This window comes from Staphylococcus sp. HMSC62B09 (assembly GCF_001839115.1).
GTDB classification, from domain to species: domain Bacteria; phylum Bacillota; class Bacilli; order Staphylococcales; family Staphylococcaceae; genus Staphylococcus; species Staphylococcus haemolyticus.
This window is the reverse complement of the sequence record NZ_KV840145.1, coordinates 1-5,274: the sequence shown is the minus strand read 5'-3', so window position 1 is coordinate 5,274 and position 5,274 is coordinate 1. Positions and strand designations below refer to the sequence as shown.

The window sequence follows — 5,274 nt, the reverse complement described above, 5'->3', positions numbered from 1 at the left end:
GTCTGTTTCTTCAGCTGCTGGTGCTTCTTCTGTTTGTTCTTCTTTAGAGACCTCTTGTTCATTAGTTATAATTTCTTCTGTGCTCTCTTGATCTACAATTTGTTTTTCTGTTGATGTTTGTTTTTCTATAGCCTCTTCAGATTGACCATCATCATTTAAATTATTTGACTGTGATTGTACAGAATTATTTTGTTGTTCATCCGCTTTTGCTTCTTCACCTATACCGAAAAGTAAAGTAGCTCCGACTAAAATAGAAGCAGTTCCTACTGTAAATTTTCTAATAGAATACTTATTAAGTCTATTAGGGATAAAATCTAATTTCACACCTCTTTTTTTCTTCATAACTCCTTGTATGTCTCCTTTCAATAAAATTGATATGACATATATACTGATAGTCTTATCATGTTCATTTTAATGTATAGCTATTTAATTTTCAACAATTAGAAAATTCAAACAATTATAAAATATATATCATTATTTTATACAACTAAATATTATACATTTAATTGCATATGAATTTATATGAGATGGTATGTATCACTAGGATTTATTATAATATTTAGCAATGACAATAAAATACTTGTATATCGTGATATTTTTGTAAAATAAATTATTTACTTATAAGTAAATAGAATACGACAAAATAAAAAATCCTAACTTCATTTTTTCATCAATAGAAAATAATAATTCTCACACTATATTTCTTTGTGTAAATAAATTTCCTCTTAAATCAGTTACTTATAATAATCTTTTATTTTTTTGATAACAAAAATTTAAATCCTAGTAATCTGCTCATCGAATATATATTTCTATTATTATACTCAACAAATATTTTTAACGGAAAACAATATGCTAATAAAACTTATGGAAAAGATACATAACATTATTATGAAAATCAGAATGTTAGTTATAATTCTTGTGTGGGTGAGGGTGAGAGGGTGAGATTAGAAAAAAACTAATTAGTTCAAACTGAGAGTAATACCATTCTCTTACCAAATAATGACAGCAAAAATAATGATTTATTTATTAGTAAAATTGTTATAATAAATGTCTCTCATAAACGAGTATAGTTTTACGAAATTGTATTGAGTACTTGCAAATAAATATAAAATATAATCGATAAACAAAGTGTTAATAATTTCAGATTTTGATACTTGTTAAAAATTTCTATATTTTTTATTTGTTTTTGAATTGAAGTTCATACATTGGTGTTTTAGCGGACATTCTGAACAATCATCACATTCATATAATTTAAAGTCTCGTTTAAAACCATACTTATCATGGCGATAGGCATATCTTTTGAATCCTATTCTTTTATTGTTCTGACAAATGAATTCATCGTTAATTTCGTCATAATACCAATTTTAAGTATTGAAGATGTCACTTTTATATTTTTTAGCTTTATCTTTTATAAACATTCCATAAGTCATGAGTGACGTTCGATTAAAATTATCTATAATTGTCATATAATTTGATTCGCTACCATAACCTGCGTCAGCTACAATATATTCAGGTAAATGACCGTAGGTCTCTTGAATTGAATTTAAAAATGGCATCATCGTTCTTGTATCAATGGGATTTTGATACACACTAAAAGATAAAACAAATCCTTTTTGCGCTTTATTTATATCCTCTACTATTTTCGAGATAATAGTTGGATCATAGATTAAATGTTCATTCATTTCTTAATCGCAAGTAGTGATTTCAATTGTTCTTCATTTATAAATGTTTTAAGTTTCAATCCATTGTTTTGACTATTGAAATACGTCATGATATTTAGATTACTGTAAATCTTATTCATACTTCTAATTTCCGAGTCATCTAACAAATAATCAAAATGAAGGTTAAAGTGTTTTTGAATAAATGAAACTCTATACTCCTTTTAGTGTTCATTCAAATCGTTTAAATTTATTAATTATTGGGAGGATTTCTATGATGAAAACGAAAGAATTTTATCTACTGACGAATTGTAATATTAAGTGCAACACTAATAAGTTTTCATAAAAAAGGTCCATAATCGTCACTTTATTGTAAGATGTTAATAACCACAAAAACACTTACAAGGAGTGCCAATATGAGCTACATTCATCTTACAATAACCGAGCGTGCAAGTATAGAGATTCTTAGAAAAGAAAATTATTCTTTAAGAGCTATTGCCAAACGGTTAAACCGTTTGGTTTCCACCATTTCTCGCGAAATTAAAAGAAATAAATCAAATCATGATTATGTTGCTGAAATATCTCAAACTAATTATGAAACTCGACAAAGAATTGTGGTCGTCTTTCTAAATTAACTAATGAACTGATTAACATAATTATCCATCATCTAAATTTGCTTTGGTCACCTGAATAAATAGTTGGTAGATTACTTCAAAACAATATTTGTTTTAAAACAATTTACCGATGGATTAATGCTAATTCATTTATATTAGATCTATTTCCTTATTTAAGGTAAAAAGGTAAAAGGCAACGACCTAGAGAAACTCGTGGTCGTTTCAATGTTGGAAAACCTATATCTCAACGTCGTAAGAGTATTAAAAAACGTAATTCTTTTGGTTATTGGGAAGCAGATACAGTTGTTTCAAGCAGAGGAAAAAGTAAAGGCTGTCTGGCTACTTTCGCAGAAAGAAAATCTCGCTATTACATTTGTTTTCTTATGTCTGATCGCTCTTCTAAATCAATGGAAGTAGCTATAAAAAAACTTATTTCATCTTTTCCTAACAACGCTGTAAAAACGATTACTGTAGATCGTGGTAAAGAGTTTTCTTGTTACAATAATATTGAATCTCAATACGATGTCGATATATATTACGCTGAACCATACTCTGCTTGGAAACGTGGAACTAATGAAAATTCTAATGGATTACTTAGAGAATTTTTCCTTAAGAAAACAGATTTAGCAAAGGTAACTCAAGAAGAGTTGGATTATGCTTTAAAATCTATTAATCATCGCCCTAGAAAGCGTCTTAATTGGAAGACATCTTATGAAATTTTGATTTCTGAGTTGTTGCACTTAAATTGACAACTCAACTACTAAAAAACCGCGTCACTTATGATATGCTTCTCCCTATCAGTGATTTTGCTAAAAAAGAGAGGGCAGATTTTGTCCTCTCTTTTTAAACAACTCTATAATTTATTTAACAGATTAGAGAAAAATTGAATGATAGATTGAATAATATCCACAATACCGTCCCATATGCGTTGAAGGAGATTTCTATTTTCTTCTGTATTCAAATCCTTGGCTTTATCTTTTGCTTTATTCAATAAATCATCTGAGTTTTTTTCAATATTTTTTAATACATCTTTTGCATTTTGTTTAAATGCTTTTGGATCAGAAGTTAAGGCATCAGAGTTTGCCACATTCACCATATTATTATTAATCATTTGAATTTGATTTTCTGATAATATTTCTGACAAGCCACGTTCATCGAGTACTTTATTGACCGTGTCTTCAACTTGTTGTTGTGTTATTTGTTTATCTTGATTTTGTTTAATATCTGCAAGTTGTTCTTTAATATCTGCTATTGAAGCATTCAAAGCTTCATCTGAATACCCATCTTTACCTTTATTTTCTTCCGAAATTGTACCTAAATCATTCATTTCTTGATTTGAATTTTGAATATCTTCATTATTTAGATCGTTACCTTTTTCTTCATAAGCTTTATAAATACCTGCTAAAGCACCTTCACCCGTTACTGGTTCTACAGAAGCTATATGTATTTCTGCATTTTTAATTCCTGCCGTAATTGCAGCATTTTGATATTGTTCAGATGTCACTTTTGTAATGTTATCTGGTGTATCAATTTTCACATCAACACCCTTACCCCATTTTTTATGTTCAATTGTTGCACTTGAATAAATATAACTTAGATTACTGCTGTTTGGGATATAATTACTCACATCATTGACGTTAACATTATAAGTTTCATAGTTATCATCAACGCCTAGATCATTCTCAGTTTGTTGTAAATCTTGCCCTTCTAAGTCAGCGCCTTTAATAAAAACAGGTTCATCCCAATCTTCTTTATTTTCAGCTGCTTTAACAACACCTGAAGCTGATAACAACAATGTAGCTACTGCTAAACTAGTTATTGCTTTTTTCATTTTCAAATACACCATCCCTTAAAATGTTTCATATATTTATATTAATCGTATCCAATAACACGTTTTTGGATTGTTTCAATCATTTCTGAATCAGCCTGTGTCATATCATATTTATAAATTTGGTTGAATCTTGGATTATAAATACCAATGTAACGTATATTCTCAAAGACAGGCTTTTGAGATGCCTTACCCATTAAATAGTATATCACTAATTGAAGCGTACTTTTTTTCTGTGGTAGTTGTTTTGAAACTTTAAAATCCCACAAAGTATCTTCAGTTAGAAAGTCGCCATCTCCAGTATCAATAATGCTTGTATAACCACCCTCAAATGTGAAACCATCCATTTTAACTTCACCTGTTTGATTAAAAAATGAAAGACTTCTGTTTATAAGTGATTTTATATTATTAATTGTATCTTGATCTGGAATTTTAAATTCTTTAGGCATGCTTCCTGCTCTATATACCATATCGTAATTTACCAATTGACATGCTTTAATAATAGATAGATCATCATTATCATTAATATCTTTTAACAATGATTCGGCTGTTTGTAATTCCCCAGCTAATTTTGCGCCAGTTAACGATATGGCAAATGATTTTTCTTTGTCTTGATTTATAACCATACGAGTAAGGTAGTCTACGACTAAACCAATTGTTTGAGGTGCTATATTTTCATATTTTGTATCTATAAATGTTTCTGGTTCTAGTTGCTTAACTTCAAATGATTTTCTGTTTAAATACCCACCACGGGGTTGTTTAATTTGTGAAATTCTTTGTGTAACACTAACCAATTAAAGACTCCTTTTGATAATAATATTTTTATATTTATGAAGCGTTTGAAGTTTCTTTGTCATTTTCTGAACTTTTTGATTCTACATCTTGAGATTGTTCATTTTCATAGTTGTTACCATCAGTATTTTCATCATTGTTTTGGTTATTATTTTCTTGTGCTGCATCTGGATTTTGCTTATCTTCGCTAGATGGTTGTTCTATTTGTTGATTTGGATGGTTCTGTTGCAAAGTTGAATTTATAGTATAATTTTAACAAAAAGGAGTCTTCTGTATGAACTATTTCAGATATAAACAATTTAACAAGGATGTTATCACTGTAGCCGTTGGGTTCAGGAATATGCCCCAATTTTATATCAAATTTGGAAGAAAAAGCATAAAA

Annotated in this window: 4 protein-coding genes and 4 pseudogenes; 2 read left to right on the top strand and 6 right to left on the bottom strand. The window is 28.8% G+C overall.

What is annotated here, in order from left to right; genetic code table 11:
* The 3 genes and pseudogenes from HMPREF3265_RS12895 to HMPREF3265_RS12890 form a co-directional block, all read right to left on the bottom strand.
* Positions 1-342, bottom strand: a 342-nt coding sequence (locus HMPREF3265_RS12895) for a YSIRK-type signal peptide-containing protein (protein ID WP_256277615.1), incomplete at its 3' end; no start/stop codon positions are given.
* A gap of 830 nt (positions 343-1,172) precedes the next feature.
* Positions 1,173-1,607: pseudogene (locus tag HMPREF3265_RS12215) on the bottom strand (transposase); the annotation flags it as partial.
* A gap of 71 nt (positions 1,608-1,678) precedes the next feature.
* Entirely contained in the window at positions 1,679-1,801 is a 123-nt protein-coding gene (locus HMPREF3265_RS12890) for a hypothetical protein (protein ID WP_256277616.1), read from the bottom strand.
* 273 nt (positions 1,802-2,074) lie between these two features.
* Here HMPREF3265_RS12890 and HMPREF3265_RS06410 point away from each other — a divergent pair.
* Positions 2,075-3,021, top strand: a pseudogene (locus HMPREF3265_RS06410) (IS30 family transposase).
* A 104-nt stretch (positions 3,022-3,125) separates the two neighbouring features.
* Here the strand turns inward: HMPREF3265_RS06410 and HMPREF3265_RS06405 are convergent.
* The 3 genes and pseudogenes from HMPREF3265_RS06405 to HMPREF3265_RS06395 all read right to left on the bottom strand — a co-directional run.
* A complete protein-coding gene (locus tag HMPREF3265_RS06405; RefSeq protein ID WP_070861182.1) occupies positions 3,126-4,103 on the bottom strand; it encodes a DUF1002 domain-containing protein in 978 nt (325 codons plus the stop codon).
* Between the two features lie 41 nt (positions 4,104-4,144).
* A complete protein-coding gene (locus HMPREF3265_RS06400; RefSeq protein ID WP_070861181.1) occupies positions 4,145-4,894 on the bottom strand; it encodes a hypothetical protein in 750 nt (249 codons plus the stop codon).
* Between the two features lie 34 nt (positions 4,895-4,928).
* Positions 4,929-5,120, bottom strand: a pseudogene (locus HMPREF3265_RS06395) (hypothetical protein); the annotation flags it as partial.
* A 46-nt stretch (positions 5,121-5,166) separates the two neighbouring features.
* Here HMPREF3265_RS06395 and HMPREF3265_RS12210 point away from each other — a divergent pair.
* Positions 5,167-5,274 (top strand): annotated as a pseudogene (locus tag HMPREF3265_RS12210) (IS6 family transposase); the annotation flags it as partial.

Coding starts and splice junctions, on each gene's coding strand:
- HMPREF3265_RS12890 (WP_256277616.1), bottom strand. CDS start 1,801: ATGAATAAGATTTACAGTAATCTAAATATCATGACGTATTTCAATAGT.
- HMPREF3265_RS06405 (WP_070861182.1), bottom strand. CDS start 4,103: ATGAAAAAAGCAATAACTAGTTTAGCAGTAGCTACATTGTTGTTATCA.